Annotated in this window: 27 protein-coding genes; 20 read left to right on the top strand and 7 right to left on the bottom strand. The window is 50.5% G+C overall.

Annotated features, from left to right (window positions below):
• Positions 1 to 2 precede the first annotated feature (2 nt).
• Together GY634_RS13365 and GY634_RS13360 are read left to right on the top strand one after the other, a co-directional pair.
• A complete protein-coding gene (locus tag GY634_RS13365; protein WP_166409226.1) occupies positions 3 to 878 on the top strand; it encodes a type II secretion system F family protein in 876 nt (291 codons plus the stop codon).
• A 30-nt stretch (positions 879 to 908) separates the two neighbouring features.
• The gene (locus tag GY634_RS13360; RefSeq protein ID WP_166409225.1) at positions 909 to 1,241 is read left to right on the top strand and encodes a hypothetical protein; all 333 of its coding nucleotides are present in this window, start codon (positions 909 to 911) and stop codon (positions 1,239 to 1,241) included.
• 28 nt (positions 1,242 to 1,269) lie between these two features.
• Here GY634_RS13360 and GY634_RS13355 read toward each other — a convergent pair whose 3' ends face one another.
• Entirely contained in the window at positions 1,270 to 2,076 is an 807-nt protein-coding gene (locus tag GY634_RS13355) for a BPSS1780 family membrane protein (protein ID WP_166409224.1), read from the bottom strand.
• Positions 2,077 to 2,086: 10 nt separating this feature from the next.
• Positions 2,087 to 3,058, bottom strand: coding sequence for a homoserine kinase (locus GY634_RS13350; protein ID WP_166409223.1), 972 nt, complete (start codon positions 3,056 to 3,058; stop codon positions 2,087 to 2,089).
• A gap of 216 nt (positions 3,059 to 3,274) precedes the next feature.
• Here GY634_RS13350 and dusA point away from each other — a divergent pair, with 216 nt between their 5' ends.
• Positions 3,275 to 4,303, top strand: a complete 1,029-nt coding sequence (gene dusA, locus GY634_RS13345; protein WP_278249043.1) for a tRNA dihydrouridine(20/20a) synthase DusA — start codon at positions 3,275 to 3,277, stop codon at positions 4,301 to 4,303.
• Between the two features lie 4 nt (positions 4,304 to 4,307).
• Here dusA and GY634_RS13340 read toward each other — a convergent pair whose 3' ends face one another.
• Both GY634_RS13340 and GY634_RS13335 read right to left on the bottom strand, forming a co-directional pair.
• Positions 4,308 to 4,766, bottom strand: a complete 459-nt coding sequence (locus GY634_RS13340; protein WP_166409222.1) for a CBS domain-containing protein — start codon at positions 4,764 to 4,766, stop codon at positions 4,308 to 4,310.
• A complete protein-coding gene (locus GY634_RS13335; RefSeq protein ID WP_242683710.1) occupies positions 4,759 to 6,111 on the bottom strand; it encodes a YihY family inner membrane protein in 1,353 nt (450 codons plus the stop codon). The genes GY634_RS13340 and GY634_RS13335 overlap by 8 nt, the downstream gene beginning before the upstream one ends.
• Positions 6,112 to 6,180: 69 nt before the next feature.
• Here GY634_RS13335 and GY634_RS13330 point away from each other — a divergent pair, with 69 nt between their 5' ends.
• The 14 genes from GY634_RS13330 (at position 6,181) to GY634_RS13265 (ending at position 20,873) form a co-directional block, all read left to right on the top strand.
• Complete coding sequence (locus GY634_RS13330; RefSeq protein ID WP_166409220.1) at positions 6,181 to 6,585, top strand: DUF2069 domain-containing protein; 405 nt, start codon at positions 6,181 to 6,183, stop codon at positions 6,583 to 6,585.
• Between the two features lie 2 nt (positions 6,586 to 6,587).
• Positions 6,588 to 8,063 carry a protein adenylyltransferase SelO gene (locus tag GY634_RS13325; protein ID WP_166409219.1) on the top strand — a complete coding sequence of 492 codons (1,476 nt, stop codon included), beginning with the start codon at positions 6,588 to 6,590 and terminating at the stop codon, positions 8,061 to 8,063.
• Between the two features lie 73 nt (positions 8,064 to 8,136).
• A complete protein-coding gene (gene aroC, locus GY634_RS13320; RefSeq protein ID WP_166409218.1) occupies positions 8,137 to 9,201 on the top strand; it encodes a chorismate synthase in 1,065 nt (354 codons plus the stop codon).
• 13 nt (positions 9,202 to 9,214) lie between these two features.
• Positions 9,215 to 10,051, top strand: coding sequence for a M48 family metallopeptidase (locus tag GY634_RS13315; protein WP_166409217.1), 837 nt, complete (start codon positions 9,215 to 9,217; stop codon positions 10,049 to 10,051).
• Between the two features lie 190 nt (positions 10,052 to 10,241).
• Positions 10,242 to 11,654 (top strand): 3-isopropylmalate dehydratase large subunit, encoded by a 1,413-nt coding sequence (gene leuC, locus GY634_RS13310; RefSeq protein WP_166409216.1) that lies wholly within the window; start codon positions 10,242 to 10,244, stop codon positions 11,652 to 11,654.
• 2 nt (positions 11,655 to 11,656) lie between these two features.
• Complete coding sequence (leuD, locus tag GY634_RS13305) at positions 11,657 to 12,307, top strand: 3-isopropylmalate dehydratase small subunit (protein ID WP_166409215.1); 651 nt, start codon at positions 11,657 to 11,659, stop codon at positions 12,305 to 12,307.
• A 108-nt stretch (positions 12,308 to 12,415) separates the two neighbouring features.
• Entirely contained in the window at positions 12,416 to 13,492 is a 1,077-nt protein-coding gene (gene leuB / locus GY634_RS13300) for a 3-isopropylmalate dehydrogenase (protein WP_166409214.1), read from the top strand.
• A gap of 22 nt (positions 13,493 to 13,514) precedes the next feature.
• Positions 13,515 to 14,636, top strand: coding sequence for an aspartate-semialdehyde dehydrogenase (gene asd, locus GY634_RS13295; protein WP_166409213.1), 1,122 nt, complete (start codon positions 13,515 to 13,517; stop codon positions 14,634 to 14,636).
• A gap of 54 nt (positions 14,637 to 14,690) precedes the next feature.
• On the top strand, positions 14,691 to 16,088 hold the full coding sequence (locus tag GY634_RS13290; protein WP_166409212.1) for a type IV pilus assembly protein FimV: 1,398 nt from the start codon (positions 14,691 to 14,693) through the stop codon (positions 16,086 to 16,088).
• Positions 16,085 to 16,927 (top strand): tRNA pseudouridine(38-40) synthase TruA, encoded by an 843-nt coding sequence (truA, locus tag GY634_RS13285; protein WP_166409211.1) that lies wholly within the window; start codon positions 16,085 to 16,087, stop codon positions 16,925 to 16,927. The genes GY634_RS13290 and truA overlap by 4 nt, the downstream gene beginning before the upstream one ends.
• 94 nt (positions 16,928 to 17,021) lie before the next feature.
• Positions 17,022 to 17,654 carry a TRAP transporter small permease subunit gene (locus tag GY634_RS13280; RefSeq protein WP_166409210.1) on the top strand — a complete coding sequence of 211 codons (633 nt, stop codon included), beginning with the start codon at positions 17,022 to 17,024 and terminating at the stop codon, positions 17,652 to 17,654.
• Between the two features lie 5 nt (positions 17,655 to 17,659).
• Positions 17,660 to 19,336, top strand: a complete 1,677-nt coding sequence (locus GY634_RS13275; protein ID WP_166409248.1) for a TRAP transporter large permease — start codon at positions 17,660 to 17,662, stop codon at positions 19,334 to 19,336.
• 14 nt (positions 19,337 to 19,350) lie between these two features.
• The gene (locus GY634_RS13270) at positions 19,351 to 20,004 is read left to right on the top strand and encodes a phosphoribosylanthranilate isomerase (RefSeq protein WP_242683709.1); all 654 of its coding nucleotides are present in this window, start codon (positions 19,351 to 19,353) and stop codon (positions 20,002 to 20,004) included.
• A gap of 44 nt (positions 20,005 to 20,048) precedes the next feature.
• On the top strand, positions 20,049 to 20,873 hold the full coding sequence (locus GY634_RS13265) for a TlpA disulfide reductase family protein (protein WP_166409209.1): 825 nt from the start codon (positions 20,049 to 20,051) through the stop codon (positions 20,871 to 20,873).
• Here GY634_RS13265 and GY634_RS13260 read toward each other — a convergent pair.
• Positions 20,870 to 21,856 carry a bile acid:sodium symporter family protein gene (locus GY634_RS13260; protein ID WP_166409208.1) on the bottom strand — a complete coding sequence of 329 codons (987 nt, stop codon included), beginning with the start codon at positions 21,854 to 21,856 and terminating at the stop codon, positions 20,870 to 20,872. The genes GY634_RS13265 and GY634_RS13260 overlap by 4 nt on opposite strands.
• 111 nt (positions 21,857 to 21,967) lie before the next feature.
• Here GY634_RS13260 and GY634_RS13255 point away from each other — a divergent pair, with 111 nt between their 5' ends.
• On the top strand, positions 21,968 to 22,450 hold the full coding sequence (locus GY634_RS13255) for a YajQ family cyclic di-GMP-binding protein (protein ID WP_166409207.1): 483 nt from the start codon (positions 21,968 to 21,970) through the stop codon (positions 22,448 to 22,450).
• Positions 22,451 to 22,463: 13 nt separating this feature from the next.
• On the opposite strand, the gene GY634_RS13250 is transcribed toward GY634_RS13255, so the two are convergent.
• On the bottom strand, positions 22,464 to 23,225 hold the full coding sequence (locus tag GY634_RS13250; protein WP_166409206.1) for an ABC transporter permease: 762 nt from the start codon (positions 23,223 to 23,225) through the stop codon (positions 22,464 to 22,466).
• Positions 23,222 to 24,160, bottom strand: coding sequence for an ABC transporter ATP-binding protein (locus tag GY634_RS13245; protein ID WP_166409205.1), 939 nt, complete (start codon positions 24,158 to 24,160; stop codon positions 23,222 to 23,224). The genes GY634_RS13250 and GY634_RS13245 overlap by 4 nt, the downstream gene beginning before the upstream one ends.
• Before the next feature lie 125 nt (positions 24,161 to 24,285).
• On the opposite strand from GY634_RS13245, the gene tadA reads away from it, so the two are divergent.
• Together tadA and GY634_RS13235 are read left to right on the top strand one after the other, a co-directional pair.
• Positions 24,286 to 24,912, top strand: a complete 627-nt coding sequence (gene tadA / locus GY634_RS13240) for a tRNA adenosine(34) deaminase TadA (protein ID WP_278249042.1) — start codon at positions 24,286 to 24,288, stop codon at positions 24,910 to 24,912.
• A gap of 82 nt (positions 24,913 to 24,994) precedes the next feature.
• Positions 24,995 to 25,939, top strand: a complete 945-nt coding sequence (locus GY634_RS13235) for an LD-carboxypeptidase (protein ID WP_166409204.1) — start codon at positions 24,995 to 24,997, stop codon at positions 25,937 to 25,939.

Here is a 25,939-nt window from a genome sequence, read left to right as displayed (position 1 = left end):
CGATGCAAGGGTTTTGGGAGTATGCGAGCGTAGTGTGGGTGGCTATTACTGTCATGCTTAGTTTGTTAGGCATGGGGTATGAGTTATCACGTGGGTGGCGGCAGGTACCAGTGCAGCTTAAAGCCAGAAAAGGACATGAGTGGGTTGTGTGGCTGTGTCAGTTGTTGGGGCAACAGGTGTGGGCAGTATTGCCATGGCAGTGGCGGCGTAAGGTAGCGCTTTGGCTAGGTATAGAACAGCAATCGTCTATTTTCTTGCTGTTGGGGCGGGTAGTGGGGCAAACCATAGGCGTGATGCTAGCTGTTGCTGTACTCAGCGCTTGGTATGGCGAACAAGGTGTGAATGGCTATGCGGTGCTCATGGCTGGTGTATTAGCCGTGCTGCTGCCGTGGTGGGTTCGGTATCAAGAAAGGCAGCGGCGTGTGCATGCACAACGTTGTCAGTATCCATTTTTTCTCGATGTGTTGGCGTTATCAGTAGAGTCTGGGGCAGGGGTGATGTTGGCATTGCAAACGGCAGCAGAAAGCTTGCCTGAGGGGGACTTGCAGCGGCTATTGCAACAAGCACTCTTTAGAATGCGATCAGGCATGAGCAGAGAGCAAAGTTTCGAACGTCTGGTGCACGACAGTGGTCTGGTTGAAATTGCCGCACTGTCTGCCAATCTGGATAATGCCGTCAAAATGGGGTTGTCGTTAAGTACAGTGTTGCGAGCACAAGCGGACCAATATAGGCAAGAGCGTTTCTTACGAGCCGAGAAGCAAGCGCTGGAAGCGCCGGTAAAAATGCTTTTTCCGGTAGTGAGCTGTATTTTGCCCTGTACGTTTTTGGTGATTGCTTTTCCGTTGGTGATGCAGATTACGCAAAGCCTATTTCAGTAAACGGTGTAGTGGCAATCAGCAGAGGGTCTTATGCAAATACATCAGGTTTGGTACATGCGCAGTTTTATGGCGCGCTTAGTTGGCATGCATGGCATCGCTAAAGCGCATAGGCAGCATAGTGTGTTGTTCTTTAAGCGTTGCAGTTGGGTGCATACCTTAGGGCTGTATAGCTCGCATGCGGTACTGTTTTTAGATAGGAATGGAAGAATTATGAAAGGCCCACAACCAATGAAGCCCAATCGTATTTATGGCTGTGTAGGGGCTAGGGAAGTGGTAGAGCTACCTTTAGCGGTTTTAACACTACGCCAATCGGTTCTAGAGCAAGAACTGGAAAATTGGCGTAGCGGTGCACAGAGGCGGTAGTCTCAAACAGGGTTGAGACTACGGCGTCTTATTGGTCTGCGTCTTCGTGTTGCGCTGCTGCTTTTAATGCCATGGCGCTAGGGCCAAATACCGTGAGGTAAATGGGGTAGAAGCTGCCATACAGCACGGCCAATATCACTAAGCTTAAGGGTGTCAGTATTAACTGCTGCAAGCTAGGAGCAAGGCCAGAAGCCAGTAGCACCATATCTAACTGCTGCATAAAGAAGTACAACGCTAACCAGCATAGGCCGTACAGAATGAACGGCAGTTTGTTACGCCAGCAGGCCACCATAGAGTAAAACAGCGCTTGCTTGATGGCGATGTGGTGCCAACCTATCAGTGCTGGGGCATGCCAGAAAATGGCCGATACCAGCACGTAAATCCCCATCAACGCAAACATGGGGGCGCGTAAAGCACGCATGAAGGCTGCTTCATCAACGGGTGTGCCCGGTTCTGGCATCACACTCATGATGCTGTCTACAAAGGGAATCGTGGCCAGCAAACCAGCGGCTAAGCAGGCCAACATATACAACGCCCCTAGCTTAATCAACGGGTTGCGTACGTTGGCTGGCCGTAAGGGGGCGGTCCACATTCCCAACTGCATTTGCTGGCCTTTGGCAATGTTGTGACTGGCGTTCAGCACAATGAAGGTCAGTGCCGGTGATGCCACCAACAAGGCTATTTGCCCCAACAGAGGGAGCAAATAGCTAAGGTGAATCAGCAAGTTGGTGACCAAGCTCCAAAATAGCATGGCCATGGGTTGGCGCATGAATAAGCGGTAGCCTTCACGTACCCAAAGCCAACCATAGAAAAAGGGCAGGGAAACAGCTTGCATACAGTGTCTCTTAGTCTACGAGTTTAGGAGTGTCCGCACTACGGCGGTTGCGCAGTACACGTTCAAAATGACGTGGGTCATGCGGTTTCAGCGTCTCAGCTTCGCGTGGGCGGAAGAAGTCGTACAGTCTGGAAATCCAGAAGCGTAGCGCAGCGGCTTGTAGCAGGTAGGGCCAGGCTTTGTGCTCGGCCTCAGTAAAGGGACGAACAGCGTGATAGGCCGTTAACCATGCTTGCAATTTAGCTGCATCAAAGCTGCCATCGTCGCGGTTAATACACCAGTCGTTAACGCTTACGGCCACATCAAACAGCAACGTATCGCAACCTGCAAAGTAAAAGTCGATGAAGCCACCCATTTGTGGGGCATCTGGTGTGCCGCTAAACAGCACGTTGTCGCGGAACAGATCACAGTGAGCGGGGCCAAAAGGCAAGCTCTTATAGGTATCTGTTTGCGCAAACGCGGTTTGTTCGTCTAGCACGGTGAGCAGCAATTCGCGCTGGCTATCGTCTAAGAATTCCAGAATAGATGGCACGGTTTGTTGCCACCATGTTAAGCCACGCAGGTTAGGCTGATGAATGTTGAAGTCTTTGGCGGCCAAGTGGGCTTTTGCCAAAGTATCGCCAGCCAGCGCGCAATGGGCTGGGCTAGGATCGGGTTCATAGCTGCCAGGTAACAAGCTAACAATGGCTGTAGGTTTGCCATGTAGATTGGTGATCAGCTTGCCATTTTTGAGTGTTTGCGGCTTAGGTACAGGAATAGAGCGTTCTGCCAAATAGTGCATTAACTCAATGTAAAAGGGCAACTGCTCGGCAGTTAACACCTCAAACAGAGTGAGCACGTATTCGCCACGTGTGGTGGTTAGAAAGTAATTGGTGTTTTCAATGCCTGCCGAAATGCCGCGCAAATTAACCAATTCGCCTAAGTCGTAGGAGCTAAGCAATTGCTGGGCGTCATTGTCGGAAACAGTGGTAAAAACAGCCATAGTATGAATAGTGCAAAATAAAAGAGAAAGTGCCTAAGCGTGGCACCAGACTTAACCCTTTACTGTAACCCGTTTGAGGGCGTCTCGTGAATAGCTGAACAGCGGGTTAGCGGCTTTTATTGGCGTTTAGTCGCGGGTATATCGTGACAAGGTGAAAAAAGCAGCCGCTATCTGGCGTAAAATGCTGTTTTTGCCCCATTTTAAGCAGGTGAGTGTGTGTCAGGACTTCCAAACGTTATAGACAATACGGCGTCTACAGCCAAAGCTGATTGGACGCTTTGCGTAGCCCCTATGATTGATGTAACGGATAAGCATTGTCGTTTGTTCCATAGGATGCTGGCTCCACGCGCACGCTTATATACCGAAATGATTACCACGGGCGCACTGCAGTACGGCGATGTGCCGCGTTTGCTGGATTACGACTCAAGCGAGCACCCTGTAGCGCTGCAGCTAGGTGGCAGTGAGCCAGCCGCTTTAGCGCACAGCGCCAAACTGGGTGAGCAGTGGGGCTACGATGAAATTAACCTGAACTGTGGTTGCCCGTCTGAGCGCGTACAAAAAGGAGCGTTTGGGGCGTGTTTGATGGCCGAGCCTAACCTAGTCGCCGATTGCGTGAAAGCCATGCAAGATGTGGTCAGCGTACCGGTCACGGTGAAGCACCGCCTAGGGCTGGATTACGAACAAGACTACGGCTTTGCGCAGAATTTTGTGGGCATCTTGTACGAGGCAGGTGTACGTGTGTTTGTGGTGCATGCACGTAATGCTGTGCTCAAAGGTTTGTCACCCAAAGAGAACCGTGAAATTCCACCGCTGCGCTACGACTATGCGCGTCAGTTGGTGAAAGACTTTCCTGATGCCACTTTTGTGTTGAATGGTGGCTTGGCTACTACGGATGAATCACTGGCAGAACTACCGTCTTTTGCGGGGGTGATGTTGGGCCGTGCAGCGTGGCATACGCCTGCTGTATTGCGTGAAATTAGCCAGCATTTATGGCCTGATGATCACTATATGGATGGCACAAGCATCGTGCAGCGTATGTACGAATACGCACAGCATTTAGTGGCAGAGGGCTTGAGTGTACGTATGGCAACGCGTGCCATGTTGGGGTGGCCGCATGGTTTGGCCGGTGCGCGTCAGTGGCGCAGAACCTTATCTGATGCTTCGGTGATGAATAAAAACGAACCTGAGGTGCTGTTAGCTGCGTGGGAAGCGCTGCAAGCCCGTCAAAACGAGCCTGCAGCGTAGTACATTAGGCAGTAGGGCTGCCTTGGTCTGATGGCCAGTCGCGTATATAGGCTTTCAGCATGTTGTTTTCAAATTGCTGGGCCTTAACAATAGCTTTAGACATATCGTAGAACGAGATCACGCCCAACAAGGTTGGGCCGTCCATAACGGGGATGTAGCGAGCGTGGTTATCTAGCATTAAGCGCTGCACTTCGTCGGCGCTGGTGTTAGGCGTGACGCTAACCGGTGCGTCGTCCATAATGGCGCGCACAGTCGTTGCTTGATTGCCTTTTTGCACGTTGTGCAAGTGGCGAATGATTTCCCTAAACGTCAGCATTCCCGCCAATTGGCCATGTTCCATAATCACCAGAGAGCCAACGTCTTGTTCGCTCATAATCTGGATTGCGGTGTCGATGGCCATGTCAGGAGTCGCGGTATAGAGAATATCCCCTTTGACTCGTAAAATTTCACTAACTTTAAGCATACGAGGGCTCCTGTGCTGCATTAAGTGATGTGTGTAATTGTTTTTGTATAGATACGGAAAGTTCTTCTAGCAACCCTGGCTGTTCAAACACTTGCTGTAAGCGTAAAGTGGGGCTCGCCAAGGTGGCATTCAATATTAAGGCTACACCATTGCCCACCTCAGTGCTGGGTTGAGACCTATTTAATAGGAAGGTGTCAACCAGTGCTGCCAGATCAGTTTGAGCCGGATCGCAGGCCAAAACCCAGCGTTCTCGGTTCTTTTCTTGGGTGTTAGCCACATATCCCAGCTTTTTAAGCGTAAGCAGCGTACGAGTGAGCTCGTGAGCGTCGTGACCCAAAGTGTCGCTTAATTGCTCCACTGGTATGCCGACTGGAGTGTTGCCACGCTGCTGCCACAGGCTATGCAGCATGCTCAGGGCATGCAAGAAAGACTCGCCCAAATAGTGTTTTTCAGTAGGGTTACGGTGTCTGCGTATATCCGGCAAAATGGCGGCAAACGAGGCACCTAACAGCACGACCAGCCACGACAAATACACCCACAGCAAGAAGATAGGAATGGTCGCAAACGCACCGTAAATTAAGGTGTAAGTAGGGAACTTGGTCAGGTAGAAGGCAAAGCCTGCTTTGAGTAGCTCTAGGCAAAATGCCACCAGCACACCACCTACCAAGGCATCACGCCAGCGCACGTGGCAATTGGGCACGAAGGTAAACAGCGCCGTAAAGCTTAATACCGTCAGCAAGAAGGGCAATGCGGATAGCAGCAGAGAAATCACAATCCCAAAGCTGCTAATGTAGCCCATGGACTCCCTAGCCAGCATGGTAGTGGCCCACAGGCTAGCACCGCCCAAAATCGGCCCTAAAGACAGCAATGCCCAGTAGACTAACAAGCGCTGAGCCAGGGGGCGCTGCGTATTGACCTGCCAAATATCATTCAAGGTGCCATCGATGGTGGAAATCAACATGATGGACGTAATGATCAAAAACAAGCTACCGATTGCAGTCAAGCTAGAGGCTTTGGCGGCAAATTGGTTTAGGTAAGACATGATCGTGTCCGACACAGCCTCAGGCATCAGATTGGTGGTGAAGAAGTTTTCTAGCGCTTCACGAAAATCTGAAAAAAGAGGGAAGGCTGTGAACAGCGACAGCACAACAGCCAGTAGGGGTACGGCTGCCAGAATGGTGGTGTACGTTAGGCTGGATGCGACTTGAGTCAGGCGTCTTTGCGCCATGCATTGCAGCATAACGCTTGCTAGTTCACGCTTTTTGCGCTGAGGTTGGCCAGAAGGGGGCGTCGTTTTAGCCTTCTTCGCCACAGCATCAACAGAAGGGGACGGTTGGTTGGTCATGGTAAAAATCATCCGGCAGACTTCAAGCAATGTGTAGGGTTTTAACCCGCCTTAGGCGATAATACCAGTATGAATGCTCAATTAAATCCCGTTTTACATCGTGTTGCCGCTGCATCCTTAATAGGCCTGATCATCTTATGTTTGGTTTGGGAAATGTGGTTGGCTCCGTTGCGACCCGGTGGGTCATACTTGGCGCTTAAAGTATTGCCGTTAATTTTGCCGCTGCCCGGTATCTTGCGAGGCAAGATTTATACACTGCAGTGGTCTTCTATGTTGATCTTGCTGTATTTCATGGAAGGCTGTGTACGTGCGTGGTCAGACCCGAATCCGGTGTCTGTGTATTGCGCGATTGTGGAAATTGTGTTGTCCACGGTGTTTTATTTCTGTGCTATTTTTTATTTGCGACCAGCAAAAAAAGCGGCTAAAGCACGAGCCAAACAAGCAGAGGCTGCTGCGGCTGCCAAGGAAGTGTAATCATGAGTGCATTGGCCTCCACGCTAGACGAGCTGCAAGTCAGTAATGGGTTTGCTACGTCGTTGTCATCGTCTTTTTATACGCTGTTACCCGCTTCGGGTTTGCGTGAAGCACAATTACTGCATGCCAATGAAGCGTTAGCGCAGCGTTTGGGTATTAGTCATGAGTTACTGCATTCGCCAGCGTTCCTAGACGTATTGTCAGGCAATGCTCCGCTACCGGGCGGGCAAAGTTTGGCGGCGGTGTATAGTGGCCACCAATTTGGCGTGTGGGCGGGTCAATTGGGTGACGGGCGCGCGCATTTATTAGGGGCGATTGACGGGCCAGATGGCGCTCAAGAATTACAACTTAAAGGTTCAGGCCTGACCCCGTATTCGCGTATGGGGGATGGCAGGGCGGTAGTGCGTTCGTCAGTGCGCGAATACTTAGCTAGCATCGCCATGAAAGGCTTGGGTATTCCCACGACGGAAGCGCTAGCCATTGTGACCTCTCCTGTGCCGGTGTACCGCGAAACTGTAGAGCGTGCGGCGATAGTGACACGTGTTGCCCCCAGTTTTGTACGGTTTGGTTCCTTTGAGCATTGGCTAGGGCATCCAGAAGAAATGCAGAGTTTGCTGCATTATGTGGTACAGAATTTTTATCCGGCTTTGTACGAACAAAGTGAAGATCACGCCGAGTTGGCGCGCTTGTTGCTTTCTGATGTGACCAAGCGTACCGCTTACTTGATGGCTGATTGGTTAACTGTGGGCTTTTGTCATGGTGTGATGAACACCGACAACATGTCCATTTTGGGTTTAACGCTGGATTTCGGCCCCTTTGGCTTTATGGACGCATTCCAAGCCAACCACATTTGTAATACTACTGACCAGCAAGGGCGTTATGCATGGAACCAACAGCCTTCCGTGGGCCATTGGAATCTCTATAGATTAGCCAGTGCGATGACTACCTTGGGTGCAACGCCAGAAACCTTAAACCCCGTATTGCAACAATACGAGGGGTGGTTCTTAGAGCGTTACCGCGAGAACCTGTGTCGCAAAATGGGGTGGCAAGAGTGGTTAGAAGGCGATACGCAATTAGTGGATGACTGGTGGCGTTTGTTGCACCGAGATCAAGCCGATTTCAGTTTGAGCTTCCGTGCTTTGGCGTGGGCTGAAAAACATCCTGAGGCTTTCTTGCAATGTTTTCACGATCAAGATCAGGCGCGTGTTTGGGTAGATAAATACCGTGTGCGGCTAGAGGCTGATCCACAAACCACAGCTCAACGTCAACATGCTATGAATGCAGCGAACCCGCTGTATGTATTGCGTAACTACTTGGCGCAGCAAGCCATTGCGGCGGCTGAGAAAGGTGATGCCTCGGTGTTGTCTGATTTGTTTACGGTGTTAAGTAACCCGTTTGAAGAGCGTTCGGGCTACGAACGCTATGCGGAAGTCCCACCGCCCGAGGCACAATCCATTGCCTTGAGTTGTTCTTCCTAACTTGTGCCCGGTGCATGCTCTGGGCTTTAATGCCATAATTCTGCTTTCGATTGGTCTATAAACCGTACTGTTTATGTCTGCAAATACTTTAGGTAGCTTATTTCGTGTAACGAATTTTGGGGAGTCTCACGGCCCAGCCATTGGTGCTGTGGTAGACGGCTGTCCTCCCGGATTAGAACTGAGTGTTGAAGATATTCAGCTAGAACTAGACAGACGTAGACCAGGTACGTCGCGCCACGTTACGCAACGTCAAGAAGCCGATCAGGTGGAAATTCTGTCGGGCGTGTACGAAGGTAAAACGACGGGTGCGCCTATTGCGTTGTTGATTCGTAATACGGATCAGCGTAGTAAAGATTACGGCAACCTGTTGGATACCTTCAGGCCCGGTCATGCTGATTACACCTACTGGCGTAAGTACCAGCATCGCGATCCTCGCGGCGGTGGTCGTTCCTCTGCTCGTTTAACAGCCCCTACAGTAGCAGCCGGTGCGATTGCTAAGAAATGGTTGGCAGCAGAATTTAACACGGTGATTCGTGGTTACATGAGCCAGCTAGGCCCCATCGTGATTCCATTCAAAAGCTGGGACGACGTGCCTAACAACCCGTTTTATGCAGCCGATGAATCGGTGGTGCCTGAACTGGAAGCGTTTATGGACGCCTTGCGTAAAGATGGTGATTCCATCGGTGCGCGTATTGAAGTGGTTGCAGAAGGTGTACCTGCTGGTCTGGGCGAGCCTATTTATGGCCGTTTGGATGCCGATATTGCGTATGCCATGATGGGTCTGAATGCCGTGAAAGGCGTAGAGATTGGCGATGGTTTTGAAAGCGTGTCGCAACGTGGTTCTGAGCATGGCGATGCGATTTTGCCAGACGGTTTTGCGTCTAATCACGCAGGCGGTATTTTGGGCGGTATTTCGTCAGGCCAAGATATTCGTGTGTCGTTGGCCATTAAACCTACCTCTAGCATTCGCATTAAACGTCCTTCTATTAACCAGCAGGGCGAAGCCATAGAAGTACAAACCTTAGGTCGTCATGATCCGTGCGTAGGCATTAGGGCTACACCTATTGCTGAAGCACTGCTAGCCATTGTGCTCATGGATCAGGCGTTGCGCCAACGCGCTCAATGTGGGCAGTGGTAAAGGGGTACTGCGTATGAACCTGCTCAAGCTATTGCGTAAAGCATGTGTGATTGCGGCGGCAAGTGCCACTGTGATTCTGACGGGGTGTGCCGCGATTGACACCACTTCCAGTGGCGTTGTCGGTATACAACGTAAGCAATACATGTCTAGCTTTGTGCCCGAGCAGGAACTGACGTTAGCGGCTGCCCAGAACTACAACGAAACGCTAGCACAGGCCAAAGCACAAGGGGCGTTGTCGCCTGATGCGGCTCAGGTTCGTAGAGTGCGAGAGATTTCGGCCAAGCTCATTAATCAAGTGCCTATATTCAGGCCGGATGCCTTGCAGTGGGATTGGCAGGTTAACGTTTTAAAGTCCGACGAGCTTAACGCATGGTGTATGCCAGGCGGGAAAATGGCGGTGTATACCGGCTTAATAGACCGTTTAAAAGCAACGGATGACGAGCTTGCCGCGGTAATGGGGCATGAAATTGCCCATGCGTTGCGTGAGCACTCTCGCGAACAAATGTCGCACAAAATGGGTACCAGCATTGGTTTAGCGATTTTGTCGGCTGTAGTAGGGTCGCAGGCAGTAGGTGATTTGGGCGGCTCGCTAACAGACGTGATGTTCCATTTGCCCAATAGTCGCACGCACGAGGCTGAAGCCGATTTGATTGGTGTGGAGCTTGCCGCGCGTGCTGGCTACGATCCTAGGGCGGCCATTAGCTTTTGGGAAAAAATGATTAGCATGTCGGGCGTAAGTGGCAGCGAGTCAGACTTATTGTCTACCCACCCGTCACCCCAAAGCCGTATAGATGAATTGCGCGTCGCGGCTGAGTTGGTAATGCCGTTGTATATGGACACTAAAAAATAGTAAGTGATGCGTCACCAGCTACAGCGGGTTTTGGGTTGATCTCAAAACCCGCTTTGTGTTTTTTAGGGCGTAGGCTGGTACTCCCAATACTAGTATAACTAATGGTCTTGTGCTGGTTTTAGAGACGGGCATAATGAATTCATCGCGAAATAACAGCGTTTCGCTTGTTCTGATTGATTGAGAGTCTGTTATGGCAAAAACTTTATACGACAAGCTGTTTGACAGCCACGTGGTGCACCGTGAAGACGATGGCACCTGTTTGCTCTATATCGACCGCCAGTTGCTGCATGAAGTAACTAGCCCCCAAGCCTTTGAGGGGTTGGAGCTGGCTGGCCGTAAGCCTTGGCGTATCAGTGCCAACCTAGCCGTAGCAGACCATAACGTGCCAACTACCTCGCGTGCAGCAGGGATCGCTGATCCTATCTCTAAGTTGCAGGTAGACACCTTGGAAGATAACTGCCAGAAATTTGGTGTGACCTTGTTCGATATGGACGATCAACGCCAAGGTATTGTGCACATTATCGGTCCTGAGCAAGGCGCAACATTGCCCGGTATGACTATTGTGTGCGGTGACTCCCACACCAGTACACACGGTGCCATGGGGGCGTTGGCCTTTGGTATTGGTACCTCTGAAGTCGAACACGTATTGGCTACCCAGACCTTGCTGATGAAGAAAAGCAAGAGCATGTTGGTAGAAGTTAACGGCGATTTGCCAGCAGGTTGCACTGCTAAAGACTTGATCTTGCACGTAATCGGTGTGATCGGTACGGCGGGTGGCACAGGCTACGCCATCGAATTTGGCGGCTCGGCGGTTAAAGCGTTGAGCATGGAAGGCCGTATGACCGTGTGCAACATGGCCATTGAGGCTGGTGCGCGTTCAGGTATGGTTGCCGTAGACGATAAAACGGTTGAGTACTTCCGTGGTCGTCCTTACTCACCTAAAGGTGCGCAGTGGGATCAAGCCGTCGAATACTGGAACACGTTAACCAGCGATGAGGGTGCTCAGTTTGATGCGGTGGTACGCATTGATGCGGCTGACATTAAGCCTCAGTTGACATGGGGTACATCGCCAGAAATGGTATTGCCGGTAGATGCCAACGTACCTGATCCTAAAAACGAACAGGATCCAGTGCGTCGCGAAGGTATTATCCGTGCGTTGCAGTACATGGGTTTAGAGGCAAATCAGCCTTTGACTAGCATTGCGATTGATAAAGTGTTTATTGGTTCCTGTACCAATGCACGTATTGAAGACTTGCGTGCGGCCGCTGAGGTGGCTCGTGGTCGTAAGGTTGCCAAGAACGTGAAGCAAGCGATTGTTGTACCTGGTTCTGGCTTGGTGAAATTGCAGGCTGAACAAGAAGGCTTGGACAAAATTTTTGTTGACGCTGGTTTCGAGTGGCGTGAGCCTGGGTGCTCCATGTGTTTGGCGATGAACGCCGACCGTTTGGAACCCGGTGAGCGCTGTGCCTCTACCTCTAACCGTAACTTTGAAGGTAGGCAAGGGCAGGGCGGTCGCACTCACTTGGTGAGCCCAGCCATGGCCGCTGCAGCCGCAGTAGTGGGCAGTTTTGCCGATGTACGTGAATTGAGTCAGGAGCACTAATCATGCAAGCGTTTACCACTCATAAAGGAATGGTTGCACCGTTGGACCGCGAAAACGTGGATACCGACTTGATCATCCCTAAACAATTTTTGAAGTCCATCAAACGTACCGGCTTTGGCCCTAACCTGTTTGACGAATTGCGTTATTTGGATCATGGCGAACCGGGTATGGACAATAGCAAGCGTCCGCTGAACCCAGAGTTCGTGCTGAATCAGCCTCGCTACCAAGGTGCGTCTATTTTGTTGGCGCGTAAAAACTTTGGCTGTGGTTCCAGCCGCGAGCATGCACCGTGGGCGCTGTTGCAGTACGGTTTTAGAGCCATTATTGCATCATCGTTTGCTGATATTTTCTTCAACAACAGCTTCAAAAATGGCTTGTTGCCCATCATTTTGCCTGAAGACGTCGTTGCAAAATTGTTTGATGCAGTACAAGCCAAAGAAGGCTACGAACTGAATATAGATCTGGAACGTCAGAAAGTAATTGCTGAAGACGGTCAAGAATACGGTTTCGAGATTGATGCCTTCCGTAAGCAAAGTTTGTTGAAGGGGTTGGACGAAATTGGCCAAACCTTACAAAAAGCAGACACCATCAAGGCGTTTGAGGCCCAGCGTTTGGCACAGCACCCTTGGTTGGTAGGTAATCCTTCCGCATAACTAATCCCACACGGCTGCTGGTCAGCCGTGTCGCTTGCTTCGTAGGAAGTGAGCAGCAGAACACAGTGTGAACAGCGCACGGTTCGTTACAACACCACAGGAAAACGTATGTCTACAAAAATCGCAGTATTACCCGGTGATGGCATTGGTACCGAGATTACGGAACAGGCCGCGCGCGTTCTAACCGCTTTGGGGTTGGATCTTGACTTGCAACATGCGCCCGTTGGCGGTGCAGCCTATGACTTGCATGGACACCCTTTGCCACCCGCTACACTGGAATTGGCGAAGTCTTCTGCTGCCGTGTTGTTCGGTGCGGTAGGTGACTGGAAATACGACTCCTTAGCGCGTGAGTTACGTCCAGAACAAGCGATTTTGGGTCTGCGTAAAGCCATGGGCTTGTTTGCCAACTTCCGTCCTGCCATTTTGTACCCGCAATTGGCGAATGCCTCGTCATTGAAACCTGAAATCGTTTCGGGTCTGGATATTTTGATTATCCGTGAGTTAACGGGTGATATTTACTTTGGTCAGCCTCGTGGCGTGCGTACCGTGAGCGAAGGTAACTTTGCCGGTGAGCGTCAGGGTTTTGACACCATGCACTACGCTGAAAGCGAAGTGCGCCGTATTGCACATGTGGCCTTCCAAGCGGCTCAAAAACGCCAAGGCAAACTGTGTAGCGTGGATAAAGCCAACGTGCTGGAAACCTCGCAATTCTGGCGCGACATCATGATTGATGTGGCTAAAGAGTACCCTGATGTTGCATTGAGCCACATGTATGTAGACAATGCGGCCATGCAACTGGTTCGTGCACCAAAAGAATTCGACGTAATCGTGACGGGTAATCTTTTTGGTGACATACTATCAGACGAGGCAGCGATGTTGACGGGTTCCATCGGCATGTTGCCTTCTGCGTCCTTGAATGCTTCGCAACAAGGTCTGTACGAACCTAGCCATGGTTCCGCCCCAGACATCGCTGGTCAGAACAAAGCCAACCCCTTGGCAACGATCTTGTCGGCTGCGATGTTGCTGCGCTACTCACTGAATGAGAACGCTCAGGCAGTACGAGTAGAAAATGCAGTACGCAAGGTGTTAGAGCAAGGGCTACGTACAGCAGACATCTACGAAGCAGGTACACAGTTAGTGGGTACCCGCGAAATGGGGGATGCAGTGCTTAAGGCATTGGATTAATTTGGTTTTTAGGTGATTATTCATGAAACAAGCGGTAGGCCTAGTCGGTTGGCGCGGCATGGTGGGCTCAGTCCTCATGCAACGCATGCGCGAAGAAAACGATTTCTCACGATTTGAGCCGGTATTTTTCTCTACCAGTAATGCTGGTGGGGCAGCACCGGAATGGGCAGCAGGCGCAGGCGCCTTGCAAAATGCCTACGATATTGAAAGCTTGAAAAAGCTGCCAATTATTGTGACGGCTCAGGGTGGGGATTACACCAAAGAGGTGTACGGTAAGTTGCGCGCAGCTGGCTGGACTGGTGTTTGGATCGACGCGGCCAGCACATTGCGTATGGACGACAACTCCATCATTGTGCTGGACCCCGTTAACCGTGACGTCATCGACGCTGGCTTAGCCAAAGGCGTTAAACAGTTTATCGGTGGTAACTGTACCGTTAGCTGTATGTTGATGGGCTTGGGCGGTTTGTTTAAGCACAATTTGGTTGAGTGGATGACCTCCATGACCTACCAAGCCGCATCAGGCGGTGGTGCTCAACATATGCGCGAATTGCTGACGCAGTTTGGCGATTTGAACGCTGCTGTTAAAGCACAATTGGACGATCCAGCGTCAGCTATTTTGGACATCGACCGTGGTATTTTGCAAAAGCAAAAAGACCCTAGCCTAAGCAGTGTGCAGTTTGGCGTACCACTGGGTGGCAGCTTGATTCCTTGGATTGACTCCGATCTGGGCGATGGTATGTCCCGTGAAGAGTGGAAAGGCGGCGTTGAAACCAACAAGATTCTGGGTCGCCAAGGCCAAGATCACGTTGTGGTGGATGGTTTGTGTGTACGTATTGGTGCATTGCGTTGCCATAGCCAAGCACTGACGATCAAACTGCGCAAAGACGTACCACTGGATGAAATCAACGAAATCATCGCTAACACTAGCGACTGGTCCAAACTGATTCCTAACGAGAAACAGGCCACGATGGAGCAACTGACGCCTATCGCTGTGACCGGTACCATGGATATCCCAGTTGGGCGTGTACGTAAGTTAGGCATGGGCCCTGACTACATCAGCGCCTTTACCGTAGGTGATCAGTTGTTGTGGGGTGCTGCAGAACCGCTGCGCCGCATGCTGATGATCACCCTGGGAGAGCTGTAAATGAGGCCTGGCCGTATATCGTTGCGTACTGTAAGTTCACTTGCATTGGCATCAATGACGGCTTTGGCTGCGACCGCGTCGCATGCGGTAGAGGTGGGCAGAGCCCGCCTCTTGTCGCCACCGGCGCAGCCACTGGTGTTAAGTGTGGCATTGCGGGATTGGAAGCCCGACGACATACTTAGCATCCAGTTCCCTGAAAAGGAACAATGGCAGCAGGCGGGGTTAACCCCGCCCGTTGCGTTAGAGGGCTGGCAGATTGAACTGCAACCACAGCACTCACAAATTATCGTTCGTAGCCCGCAGGCAGTGGATGCTAAGGTGATTGATGTTTTAGTAGACATTCAATCGTCTTCAGGCCTACAGCGCCACCAAGTTAGTGTGGTAAACGCGGCTAAGGTAGCGGAATCCCTGCAATTACCTAATACTGCGCCTACAACGACGCGTGACTACTATACCCCTAACGTTGCCGCCAATACGGTGGCTTCCAACACAGGGAGTTATCAGGTTCGTCGTGGCGACAGCTTAAGTTCAATTGCTGCACAGCGTACACCTGCAGGGGTAAGTACTTACCAATACATGGCTGCCTTACTGGCTGCCAACCCCACTGCTTTTCAGCATGGCAACATGAACCTGCTTAAAGCAGGCACTACGTTGCAAGAGCCTACGGCAGAACAACTGCAGGCGTATAGCGATGCCGAAGCTAGAAAAATCTTTGTTGATCAGTCGCAGTGGTTTGCTCAGTACAAACGGCAACTGGCCGAGAATGCATCGCCAGCGTTGGCCGTAGCAGAGGCCACCACAGGGGTAACGCGCCCTGTTGAGCCAGCTGCTCCTACCGAGTTACCCGCCAAAGGCGATACGCTAACACTCAGCACGGAAAGCTGGGCGGAGAGTGTGAAGCAGGATCAAGCTGTAGCCACAGCGCAGGCGCTAAGTAACACCGCCGAAAACATAGAACAACTAGAAGAAAACGTACGTCAACTTTCCGAAGCGGTCAGCGAACAGGAAGCGCGTGCTTCAGCACAGGCAAGCCATGACGGCGCCGCAGCTACCACCGCCACAGAGGCTACGAGTGCTGCCGAGCAAAACGCTGAGCCCACGACGACGCCTGCTGCTACCACCTCGAGTGCGGGCGAGGTAGACAACAATGACACCGCGGCCAGTGCCTCACTTGTAGAGCCTGCCGAGAAAAACACATCATCAATTACTGATACGGGTAGTACTTTGTCTTGGATCCAAGAGCATTTGCTCATTGTGATGTCAGCCTTGCTGGCATTGATTGTCATTATTACTGTTTGGATTTTACGTCGCGCGAATAATAGCCGCGCCGAAGTAGATTCTCCCGCTCCGGTGACTCCGGAAATGGTGCGCGAGAAACTAGAAAAAATTAATCTAGATCTGGATGTACCACCTTCTGATGAGCCAACGCCTTCGGAGCGCAAGCCTTCATGAATCGTGTAGCACTGGGCATAAGCTATGACGGTAGTGCATGGTATGGATGGCAACGACAACCGGTACTTCCATCGGTACAGTCAGAATTAGAAAACGCCTTATTGAAGTTTGTAGGGCAACCTGTAGCAGTATGCTGCGCGGGGCGTACAGACCGTGGGGTGCACGCACTGAATCAAGTAGTGCACTTGGACCCGCCTGTTAAACGTTCTGCGAAAGCGTGGGTAAGCGGTTTAAACGCGTTTCTACCTAGCTCTATTTCTGTGCAATGGGCGCAAGAGGTGGATGAAAACTTCCATGCTCGCTTTTCTGCCAGAGAACGTACGTATTTTTATGTGTTGCGCGAAGCCAGTGTGCGCTCTCCCTTATTGGATGGGAAAGTAGGATGGGTATTTCGTCCGCTGGATTTAGAGCGTATGCGCCGTGCCGCAGAACTTTTTGTGGGCACACACGATTTTAGTAGTTTTAGATCAACGGATTGCCAGGCCAAAAGCCCGGTAAGAGAAATCTACACCATAGACATACAACAGTCGGGTAGTTTCTATGTATTCCGTTTTGTGGCCAACGCGTTTCTCCATCATATGGTGCGTAACCTGATGGGAACATTGCTCTACGTGGGCTATGGCCGCCTCGATGCTTCCGATATACCGACTCTGATCGAGCGGCGTGATCGGCAGTATGCTCCTCCTACTTTTGCACCAGACGGGCTATACCTAGCTGGCGTAAAGTACGAAGAGGCGGTACAACTGCCAATGCAGGATCCATTGACGTTGTTCCAGCAGCATTTGGGGCCATGGATAATCCCAGCGCGACCTGAGCCTGAAGACCCAGGTGTCGCATGATTAATCGTGGTGAATGGTAAGAAATTTCATCATCATTGCGAGGTGAATGTAGCCGCTTGAGATCCACTCTGGCTTATTCATCATCATTATTTTTATGACATTGTTATTACGTCTATCGCAACTGATCGACCGCCTGAATACTGTGGTGGGGAAATCGGTTGCTTGGCTCACACTGCTAGTAGTGCTAGTTAGTGCGGGCAACGCCATTGTGCGTAAAGTGTTTGGCGTCAGTTCCAATGCGTGGTTGGAGCTGCAATGGTATTTGTTTGGCGCTATCTTTTTGTTGGCGGCAGGCTATACCTATTTGCTCAATGAACATGTGCGTGTGGATGTGCTGGCTCAGCGCTTCTCTCGCAAAACCCAAGTGTATATAGAAATTTTCGGTATTTTGTTTTTCTTGTTGCCGGCATGTATCTTGGTGTTCTGGTTAGCCATTCCTTACTTTTGGCAGTCTTACGAAACGATGGAGCTGTCCTCCAATACAGGGGGATTGATTCGTTGGCCCGTGAAACTGTTAATTCCTATAGGCTTTGCACTGCTGATTCTGTCAGGTGTCTCTAGGCTCATACGCTTGTTTGGTTTCTTGGCAGGCAAATGCGATGATCCATTGGCAGCACCGAATACAGGTGAGGCCGAGCTGGAAATGGCGGAAGATATTCGCAAAGTGGCAGAAGAAAATGACAGACGCCAGCTTGAGCGACTACAACAAAAACAGAATAGGAATTGATCATGATGGAATTTGTCGTGGCAAACATTGCACCCATCATGTTTGTCAATTTGATTATCTTTTTGCTGTTGGGTTTTCCGGTTGCCTTCACCTTGGCGGCAACCGGTGTGCTGTACGGTTTATTTGCGATTGAACTGAATTTGATGCAGCCTGCGCTGTTTCAGGCGCTACCGCAGCGTATATTCGGGATTGTGGCGAATGACACGCTGTTAGCTGTGCCGTTCTTTACGCTCATGGGGCTGATACTAGAACGTTCAGGCATGGCGGAAGACTTGCTGGATACCATTGGCCAATTATTTGGCCCGTTGCGCGGTGGTTTAGCCATTGCGGTGGTGCTGGTAGGGGCGATGTTGGCAGCGACTACTGGCGTGATCTCGGCATCAGTCATTTCCATGGGCCTGATTTCATTGCCTATCATGTTGCGTTATGGCTATGACCGCCGTTTAGCAACAGGGGTAATTGCCGCGTCGGGTACCTTGTCGCAGATTATTCCACCGTCTATTGTGTTGATCATTCTGGCTGACCAGCTGGGCCGCTCAATTGGCGATATGTACCGTGGCGCGATGCTGCCTGGTTTGTTGTTGGCACTGTCCTACATTGTGTATGTGGTCATTGTGGCGATAGTACGCCCCAATAAAGTACCGGCATTGCCTGAAGAAGCGCGTGTCTATATAGAGCCTAATGGTTCTCGTGGTTTGAAATCATTGCTGGTATTAACCGTTGTGGCAGCATTAGCGGCGCACTTTGGTTCTATGCATTATTTCAGTACGCACCCTAGCATTCCTATTGATGAGCACGTAGTCATCATCATGATGTTGTGGGGAGCGACTGCATGGGTAATCGCAATCTTGAACCGTGTGTTGAAACTCAACATGCTGTCGCAAATTGCCGAGCGCGTTACCTTTGTCATGATTCCACCGTTGTTCCTGATCTTCTTAGTGTTGGGCACCATCTTTATTGGTGTAGCAACGCCAACTGAGGGTGGGGCGATGGGGGCAGTGGGGGCTGTGTTAATGGCTGCTTCGCGTAGACGCTTGTCGTGGACGCAATTGAAGCAAGCGATGACCGCAACAACTCAGCTATCGTGCTTCGTGGTATTCATCTTGGTGGGTTCCACTATCTTCACCTTGAGCTTCCGTGGCATTAATGGCGACTTGTGGGTGGAAAGCTTGCTGATCGATCTGCCAGGTGGTGAGTGGGGCTTCTTGATCTTCGTGAGTGTGTTCACGTTCTTGTTGGCGTTCTTCTTGGACTTCTTCGAGCTGGCGTTCATTATTGTGCCGCTCTTAGGTCCAGTGGCTGACAAGATGGGCATTGACCTGATCTGGTTTGGTGTGTTGTTGGCAGTAAATATGCAAACCTCCTTCATGCACCCACCCTTTGGTTTTGCGTTGTTCTTCTTGCGCTCTGTAGCACCTAAAGAGGACTACACCGATGTGGTAACAGGTCAACGTATTGCTAAAGTCACAACGGGCGATATTTATTGGGGGTCGGTACCTTTCATCATGATTCAGGTCACGATGATTGTGGTGGTGCTGGTGTTCCCCGGTATTGTCACGCACTACAAAGGCAACGAAGTTAAGATCGACGAATCCACCATCGAATTTGGTGTGGATGATGTCTATGGTTCGGACTCGTACGGTGATCCGTTTGGTTCCGATGCAGGTAATGCATTTCAGTAAATAGTGGTTAACACATGAGTATGGGCAAAGTACGGGTGAAAATGTGCGGTTTCACCCGTGAAGAAGATATCACCGCTGCCGTAGAGCATGGGGCCGATGCAATAGGCTTCGTGTTCTACGCATCAAGTAAACGTTTTGTGAGCCTAGAGCAGGCGGCGGCGTTACGTCGCCACGTACCTGCTTTTGTCTCTGTCGTGGCTTTGTTCGTGAATCCCGAACCGCGCTACGTAAAAGATGTGTTGAAGGTGGTACAGCCCAACTTATTGCAATTCCACGGCGATGAAAGTGTTGCCTTTTGCGAGTCCTTTGCGCACCCCTACCTTAAAGCTTTTAGGGTAGGGGGGGCACACAGCAGCAGCGCGCGTGCGGTGTGGGAACAATGCAAAGATTACCAAAGTGCGAGCGGCTGGCTGTTTGACAGCTATAGCCCCGCTTATGGCGGCACCGGTGTACGCTTTGATACCGCATTACTCAATGAAGTGCATAAACAGCCTACCGCACGCCCGGTGATCTTGGCGGGTGGGTTAGATGCGCTGAATGTAGGTGCGGCGATTCAAGACGTTCGTCCTTTTGCGGTGGACGTCAGTAGCGGCATTGAACAAGCGCCTGGCGAGAAATCTAGCTTGCGCATGCAAGCCTTTATGCAGCAATGCAACCTTTACTGTTAATAGGGGTCTGATCCTGTTGCACTTAAGGTTTACGTGAGCAGGAAATGAACTCTATAACAATTGGCCCTTTTGCGTTAAGCACACCTCTTTTTATCATCCTACTAACGCTGCTGTGCTCAGTGTCGTTGGCGTGGCTGCTGGAAAAAAAATATCAGGTCAACGTAGAAAAACGAGTCTGGCTGACAGCGGTAGCCGGGCTGGTCGTGGCACGCGTGGTGTTTGTAGGCCAGTATTGGGAGCAATATCAAGATCACTTACTTGGCGTGCTAGACATACGAGATGGGGGCTTTTCCGTCTATGCCGGTTTGTTGGCATCGTTGTTGATGGCGCTATACCTAGGGGTTAAAAGCGTAGGGCAGCAACGCATGACCTTTGCGCTCACCGTAATGACTGCTGTGGTCATAGGGGGCAGCACCTTCTTGTGGCTAGGCGTTTATAAAAAAGAGGTACAGCCTTTACCTCTGCAAACCCAATTGCAAAACCCGTGGGCCACATCTGCCGATCAACAAATGGTCACGCTGGAAAACTTCAGTGGCCAGCCTATGGTGATTAATTTGTGGGCTTCATGGTGTCCGCCGTGTAGGCGCGAAATGCCGGTGTTTGAAACGGCGCAAAACGAACATCCAAACGTGAACTTTATTTATGCCAATCAGCAAGAAAGGGCTGAAACGGTAGATAAGTTCTTATCAGAGCAGCAATTGAATCTACAACACGTACTGTTGGATAGCGATGCTGAGTTGGCGAGGTTTGCTCGCAGCAGGGGGCTTCCCACAACGTTGTTCGTAAACAGTGATGGCAGTGTGCAAGCCATCCGTATGGGGGAAGTCTCCCGTGCTACCTTAACGCAATATATAGAGCAGTTACGTTAAGCGGTGTGTTCAGCCTGTTGCTTGTGTTTTAAGGCGTACTGATTGGCCATCACCGCGCAGGCCATGAGCTGCACCTGATGGAAAATCAACAACGGCAACAACATAGGGCCGATGATGCTGGCTGGGAAAAGTACTTGAGCCATGGGCACGCCTGTGGCCATACTTTTCTTAGAGGCGCAAAACACAATGGTGATTTCGTCGGGCAGGTCGAAGTTTAAGCGACGAGCAATCCAACGGGTACCAAACAAAATCACAAACAACAGAATCAAACACACAATGGTCAGGGCCAGCAACGACAAGGGGTGAACCTCTGCCCATAAACCGCCTACTACCGACGCGCTAAATGCGGTGTACACCACCAGCAAAATAGAGCCTTGATCGATGTTTTTTAGCCAGTTTTGGTTACGTGTGACCCAATGACCGATAAAGGGGCGCATCAAGTGTCCCACTACAAAAGGCAGCAGAATTTGTAGGCTGATTTTGACTACCGTGTCGGTCATGTCAATTTCAACCTCGGTTTCTAGCAGCAGTTTTAGCAGCAGTGGTGTTAACACAATGGCGAAAATGCTAGATGCTGATGAGCTACAAATAGCGGCTGGTACGTTACCTTTAGCAATGGAGGTAAAGGCAATAGCAGATTGCACTGTGCCTGGCAGCACACACAAATACAGAATGCCTGCAGCCAGTTGTAAGCCCAGTACAGGTACTAAGATGGGTTGCGTGGCCCAGCCTATCAGCGGAAACAGTAGGAACGTGCAGCTAAATACCACGGCGTGCAAACGCCAGTGCGTAGCACCCGCGATAATGGCTTCGCGGGAAAGTTTGGCGCCATGCATAAAAAATAGCAGGGCAATAGCAGCATTAGTGAGCCAGTCAAAAAACACAGCGCCTTGCCCGTGTGCGGGGAAGACGCTGGCGAGTACAACGACGGCAATTAGGATGAGGGTGAAGTTGTCAAATAGAAGGCGTAGTCTCGATAACATGTGAATGCTTGTGGTTTTTATTCATGGTACTTAGTACTGTAGCATCATTTAGCAAGCGAGCTAATGCGTTACACTTAAGGATGATAAATACTTCTTCTATTGGATTGCACTATGCCTTCTTTTGACGTTGTCTCAGAGGTAGACAAACAAGAGCTGAAAAATGCCGTGGACCAAGCCAACCGTGAATTGGTGAACCGCTTTGACTTTAAAGGCACCAACGCACGTTTTGAGTTAGACGAATATGTGGTGACACAATACGCGCCTAGCACCTTTCAGTTGACACAAATGATGCCTATTTTGCGTGCACGTATTGCGGCGCGAAATATTGATGTGCGCTGTTTGGAAACCGCTGATCCGCTAGAAAACGTGGCAGAAGCCCGTCAGGCGATTACGGTAAAACAGGGTATTGATCAGCCTACCTCCAAAAAATTGATTGCTGCTATTAAAGCCGCGAAAATCAAAGTTGAGGCCCAAATTCAGGGTGAAAAGCTGCGTGTTACGGGTAAAAAACGTGACGACCTACAGCAGGCCATCGCTTTGCTCAAACAAAGCGATGTAGAGTTGCCGCTGCAGTTTGAAAACTTCCGCGATTAATCGGCTTTCGCCTTTAGGGGCGTAACCGGTAACCAGTACGGAAAATCTGGGCAATGACCGCAACACAAAGCAGCATGAATAAGCAGGTCATGCCCAGGCTTAATGCCACATTAACGTCGGCCACACCATAAAAGCTCCATCTGAACCCGCTGACCAAGTACAGCACAGGGTTCAACAGGCTGACGCTTTGCCAAAAGCTGGGCAGCATGTCCACGGTGTAAAAGCTACCCCCCAAGAAAGTCAGTGGGGTAATGATCAACATGGGCACTAACTGCAGCTTTTCAAAGTTATCTGCCCATAAGCCCACAATAAAACCCAGCAAACTGAAGGTTAGTGCCGTCAGTAGCAAAAAGGCGACCATCCAAAATGGGTGCTCTACATGGAAAGGCACGAAGAGTTTGGCCGTAATCAAAATGATGGTGGCCAAAATAATGGATTTGGTCGCGGCAGCACCTACAAAACCTAAGGTGATTTCGGTGTACGACACGGGGGCCGATAGAATCTCGTAAATAGTGCGTGAGAACCGTGGAAAATAAATACCAAACGAGGCATTGGACACACTGTGCGTTAGCACCGACAGCATCACCAAACCCGGCACAATAAACGAACCGTAGCTTACACCTTGCACTTCGTGAATACGTGGGCCTATGGCCGCACCAAACACCACAAAATACAGTGCAGTAGAAATGACGGGGGCAATAATACTTTGCATTAAAGTACGCCGTGTACGTGCCATTTCAAACTTATAAATAGCGAATAAAGCACGCAGGTTCATGCCGGTTTCTCCATGAGGCTGACAAAGATTTCTTCTAACGAACTACGGTGGGTGTCTATATCCTGAACAGCGATATGGTGCAGCTCAATGGCCTTGAGAATATTGGCAATACTCAGTTGGGCATCATCAGTTTTATAGTGATACAGCAAGGCCATACCGTCGTCTGTGAGCACTAAACCTAAATCGGCGAGGTCACCGGGCAGGGCGGTAATAGGGTTTTGCAATTGCAAACGCATGGTTTTTTCACCAAATTTTTGCATTAATTGCTGTTTGTCTTCTACCAGTAGCAGTTTGCCGCCTTGAATAATGCCCACTCGATCAGCCAAGTCTTCGGCTTCTTCAATGTAGTGCGTGGTCAAAATAATGGTGACACCTTGATCGCGCAGTTGGCGTACTAATGCCCACATGTCTTGGCGTAGGCTGACATCCACACCCGCGGTAGGCTCATCCAAGAATAAAATAGCCGGTTCATGCGATAAGGCTTTGGCAATGAGTACGCGGCGCTTCATCCCCCCGGATAAGGCAATTTGCGGGTTGGTGCGCTTATCCCACAGGCTTAGGCTTTTGAGGATTTTCTCGATGAGTTCGGGGTTAGGGGCTTTACCAAATAGGCCGCGGCTAAAGCTCACGCTGTTCAAGACGTTTTCAAAACTTTCGGCACCAATTTCTTGGGGCACTAAGCCTATGCGTGAGCGGGCTTGTCGGTAGTGGCGTTTGTAATCAAAGCCATCCACCGTCACAGAACCGTGACTGGCGTTTACCAGTCCGCATATAATGCTAATAAGTGTGGTTTTGCCAGCGCCGTTTGGGCCTAATAAGGCAAAAATCTCACCACGTTTAATATTCAGGCTGACATTGTCTAGCGCTTGGAAGCCATTGGCATAGCGCTTAGATAGTCCGTCAATCTGTATAACAGTAGAGTCGGATGTGTTCATGGAGTTTGACATGAATGCGAACATCAAAAATAGGAATGTCCTCTAGTATACGTGCCTCGCTACAGATGAGCGCTAGTAGCAAAGTCGCGACTGGGGATTTGCCTAATCAGGTAGGGTGGTAAAGGGTGGATCTGCAAATCTTCAGTGCCGAGGCTGAGCAAGCCTACATGGATCGCGCGCTAGAGCTAGCGATGCAAGCATGGGCGTGTGGTGAAGTGCCTGTGGGGGCTGTGGTAGTAGACATACAAGGGAAAATCATCGGCGAGGGGTATAATCGTACAATTACCACGCCAGACCCTACCGCCCATGCCGAGGTCGTAGCCTTACGAGCCGCGGCGGCTCATGTAGGAAATTACCGGCTGCCAGGTGCCAGTGTGTATGTCACGCTAGAACCCTGTGTCATGTGTATGGGGGCTATGTTACATGCACGTGTGGGCAGAATAGTCTATGCCGCTACCGACCCTAAAACAGGGGCTTGCGGCAGTGTTTTATGCTTGCAGCAGCAGTCTCAGTTAAATCATCAAACTACGGTTGAACAAGGCCTGCGCGAAACAGAGGCGGCCGATTTATTACGACGTTTCTTCAAAGAACGGCGTGCCCAACACAAAGCACGACGTAAGGCGTGCGACGGCGAAAGCCAAAGCAACAGTCAGTGCGACGGCGAAAGCCAAAGCAACAGTCAGTGCGACGGCGAAAGCCAAAGCAGCAGTCAGTGCGATGGCGAAAGCCAAAACGATAGCGAAAAAGCGTAATTCACTTGTAGGTGTGCCTTGTTAGCTTTGACAGCAAGGCGCACTCTCTTGTTTTTGTTTACTTAAGTGAGCCAGCGAAACCATGAGTCAGCATCATCCCCATTCTTGTACCTGCAGTGCCCATCATCATGACCATGATGCGATTTATGTGATTTCACCGTCCAGTGCTGTTAAAGAAGCAGTCCAGCTAGAAAGAGCAACACAAAGCCTGAAAACACTGGGTTTTGAAACCGTGCTAGATCAAGATGTGCTGGCTAGGCACCAACGTTTTGCGGGCACAGACGAGCAACGTTTGGCTGCGATCGAGCGTTCTATCCATGCCGATCAAAGCATTGTGTTGGCGAGCCGTGGTGGCTACGGCATGTCTAGGCTGTTGCCGCACATTAACTGGAAAGCCATTGCCGATAGCGGCAAGCGCTATGTGGGGCACAGTGATTTCACGGCCTTTAACTTGGCCTTGTTGGCACAAACGGGGGCGATTAGTTATGCCGGCCCTTGCGCTGCCTTTGACTTTGGTGCCGAAGAAGTAGACGACCTAACGGCAGATTTATTTGCCGAAACCATGCGCCACGAATTAGAGGTGCTCAGTTTTGAGTCCTTTGGTTCAGACCCTGTTGATGAGCGTGGTGTGTTGTGGGGCGGAAATATGGCCATGTTGTGCTCGTTAATGGGCACACCGTATTTCCCCAACATAGAAAAAGGCATTCTGTTCTTGGAAGATGTGGGTGAGCACCCATATCGTATAGAACGTATGTTTAGCCAATTACTGTATTCCGGTGTGCTAGATAAGCAGCACGCCATTGTATTGGGTGATTTTAGTAGCTATAGACTGAGTGACGACGACCAAGGTTTCGACTTGGAGGCCGCCATTCAGTGGTTACGAGCCCACACAAAAACGCCCATTATTCGTGGTTTGCCTTACGGGCATACCGAAGTCAAAGCCACCTTGCCAGTAGGTAAGCAGGTGGGAGTGGCTTGGGAAGATGATATGGCGTATTTATTGATAGACGAACACCACCACGACTAA

This window comes from Paenalcaligenes suwonensis (assembly GCF_011290505.1).
GTDB lineage: Bacteria > Pseudomonadota > Gammaproteobacteria > Burkholderiales > Burkholderiaceae_B > Paenalcaligenes > Paenalcaligenes suwonensis.
This window is presented reverse-complemented; position numbering and strand designations above follow the sequence as displayed.

Bases quoted from the DNA above. Each gene is read 5' to 3' on its own strand.
- GY634_RS13365 (WP_166409226.1), top strand. From the start codon at position 3: ATGCAAGGGTTTTGGGAGTATGCGAGCGTAGTGTGGGTGGCTATTACT.
- GY634_RS13360 (WP_166409225.1), top strand. From the start codon at position 909: ATGCAAATACATCAGGTTTGGTACATGCGCAGTTTTATGGCGCGCTTA.
- GY634_RS13355 (WP_166409224.1), bottom strand. From the start codon at position 2,076: ATGCAAGCTGTTTCCCTGCCCTTTTTCTATGGTTGGCTTTGGGTACGT.
- GY634_RS13350 (WP_166409223.1), bottom strand. From the start codon at position 3,058: ATGGCTGTTTTTACCACTGTTTCCGACAATGACGCCCAGCAATTGCTT.
- GY634_RS13340 (WP_166409222.1), bottom strand. From the start codon at position 4,766: ATGCTTAAAGTTAGTGAAATTTTACGAGTCAAAGGGGATATTCTCTAT.
- GY634_RS13335 (WP_242683710.1), bottom strand. From the start codon at position 6,111: ATGACCAACCAACCGTCCCCTTCTGTTGATGCTGTGGCGAAGAAGGCT.
- GY634_RS13330 (WP_166409220.1), top strand. From the start codon at position 6,181: ATGAATGCTCAATTAAATCCCGTTTTACATCGTGTTGCCGCTGCATCC.
- GY634_RS13325 (WP_166409219.1), top strand. From the start codon at position 6,588: ATGAGTGCATTGGCCTCCACGCTAGACGAGCTGCAAGTCAGTAATGGG.
- aroC (WP_166409218.1), top strand. From the start codon at position 8,137: ATGTCTGCAAATACTTTAGGTAGCTTATTTCGTGTAACGAATTTTGGG.
- GY634_RS13315 (WP_166409217.1), top strand. From the start codon at position 9,215: ATGAACCTGCTCAAGCTATTGCGTAAAGCATGTGTGATTGCGGCGGCA.
- leuC (WP_166409216.1), top strand. From the start codon at position 10,242: ATGGCAAAAACTTTATACGACAAGCTGTTTGACAGCCACGTGGTGCAC.
- leuD (WP_166409215.1), top strand. From the start codon at position 11,657: ATGCAAGCGTTTACCACTCATAAAGGAATGGTTGCACCGTTGGACCGC.
- leuB (WP_166409214.1), top strand. From the start codon at position 12,416: ATGTCTACAAAAATCGCAGTATTACCCGGTGATGGCATTGGTACCGAG.
- asd (WP_166409213.1), top strand. From the start codon at position 13,515: ATGAAACAAGCGGTAGGCCTAGTCGGTTGGCGCGGCATGGTGGGCTCA.
- GY634_RS13290 (WP_166409212.1), top strand. From the start codon at position 14,691: ATGACGGCTTTGGCTGCGACCGCGTCGCATGCGGTAGAGGTGGGCAGA.
- truA (WP_166409211.1), top strand. From the start codon at position 16,085: ATGAATCGTGTAGCACTGGGCATAAGCTATGACGGTAGTGCATGGTAT.
- GY634_RS13280 (WP_166409210.1), top strand. From the start codon at position 17,022: ATGACATTGTTATTACGTCTATCGCAACTGATCGACCGCCTGAATACT.
- GY634_RS13275 (WP_166409248.1), top strand. From the start codon at position 17,660: ATGGAATTTGTCGTGGCAAACATTGCACCCATCATGTTTGTCAATTTG.
- GY634_RS13270 (WP_242683709.1), top strand. From the start codon at position 19,351: ATGAGTATGGGCAAAGTACGGGTGAAAATGTGCGGTTTCACCCGTGAA.
- GY634_RS13265 (WP_166409209.1), top strand. From the start codon at position 20,049: ATGAACTCTATAACAATTGGCCCTTTTGCGTTAAGCACACCTCTTTTT.
- GY634_RS13260 (WP_166409208.1), bottom strand. From the start codon at position 21,856: ATGTTATCGAGACTACGCCTTCTATTTGACAACTTCACCCTCATCCTA.
- GY634_RS13255 (WP_166409207.1), top strand. From the start codon at position 21,968: ATGCCTTCTTTTGACGTTGTCTCAGAGGTAGACAAACAAGAGCTGAAA.
- GY634_RS13250 (WP_166409206.1), bottom strand. From the start codon at position 23,225: ATGAACCTGCGTGCTTTATTCGCTATTTATAAGTTTGAAATGGCACGT.
- GY634_RS13245 (WP_166409205.1), bottom strand. From the start codon at position 24,160: ATGAACACATCCGACTCTACTGTTATACAGATTGACGGACTATCTAAG.
- GY634_RS13235 (WP_166409204.1), top strand. From the start codon at position 24,995: ATGAGTCAGCATCATCCCCATTCTTGTACCTGCAGTGCCCATCATCAT.